Below are 921 nucleotides of genomic sequence, written 5' to 3'. Positions count from 1 at the left end.
GAGCGGGGCCGCCTCTTCCTGCGCGCCTTCTTTGAGAGTTCCAGACCTTCCTCATCAGGGAAAGTCTCGTCACCTTGTCGGATGTCAAAATAGTACAGTTTCATCAGACCAGAACGACGCCAACCACAAATTGTTCATCTCCTAGAACGCTGCAAAGCGAGAACAAAACGACCCGCAGGCGCGAACCAGGCCGAAGGATCGTTAGCAGGTTAAGCGATTGCTCAGCTTTGCTTCCCCTGCATGCAGGCGATCACGAACTCTTTCTTTGCGCGACCTTGTCCTTTCATCTGTCCGCCCGCGCTTGAGAAACCACGTTCGGTAGCGAGCTGCTTGCATCTTTCCAACTTTTGAGGGGAGCCTTTGCGAGGCGCGCCCTGTTGAGCCTGTCCAGCGCCCGCGGCCAGAGCCAAAGCAACGGAAACAATCAAAATCAACCTAACCATTTCGGGTACCATACCTGACAATGAGAATTTGGGCATGACCTCCGTTGTGAGCGGGATGCCTCGCGCCCGGGACAATAATGCATAAAAGTACCGGGCCCTCGGCACCGCCATCAACCAACGCGATGCCGAGAGCTGCCGATCACTTGTGGATTGTAGCAGAGTGGGCTGCCGGCGTTAACCGGCGGGCCACCCGTAAATTTCCCAGGGCGCCGGACGCTCCCCCTAGGTCACCTCCTCGGGGCAAGCCAGATGTGAAGCTCAGCGAGCCTCAGGCTTCCCCGGATCGCCCACCGCGCCAGTCTGAGCCGGTAGCGCATGATCAACAGCCGGATCAGGAGCATTCCAGGTGCTCCTTGATCAGATTGAGGCGCTCTCTGACCTCCAGCACGACCTGATGCATTCCGTCTATGGCGGTGTCTGCATCGGGCGCGGCGAGGAGGACCGCAAGCAATTCAACCATGACCGACGCCTCCCTAAT

1 protein-coding gene is annotated in these 921 nt (G+C 58.0%); it reads right to left on the bottom strand.

The window, feature by feature from the left end:
- Positions 1-221 precede the first annotated feature (221 nt).
- Entirely contained in the window at positions 222-479 is a 258-nt protein-coding gene (locus CWO89_RS44580; protein ID WP_130584425.1) for a hypothetical protein, read from the bottom strand.
- Positions 480-921: the final 442 nt, after the last annotated feature.

This window comes from Bradyrhizobium sp. Leo170 (genome assembly GCF_004296405.1).
Taxonomy (GTDB): Bacteria; Pseudomonadota; Alphaproteobacteria; order Rhizobiales; family Xanthobacteraceae; genus Bradyrhizobium.
Note: the sequence above shows the minus strand (reverse complement) of the source record. Positions and strands in the feature narration are given on the sequence as shown.

Coding starts and splice junctions, on each gene's coding strand:
- CWO89_RS44580 (WP_130584425.1), bottom strand. CDS start 479: ATGCCCAAATTCTCATTGTCAGGTATGGTACCCGAAATGGTTAGGTTG.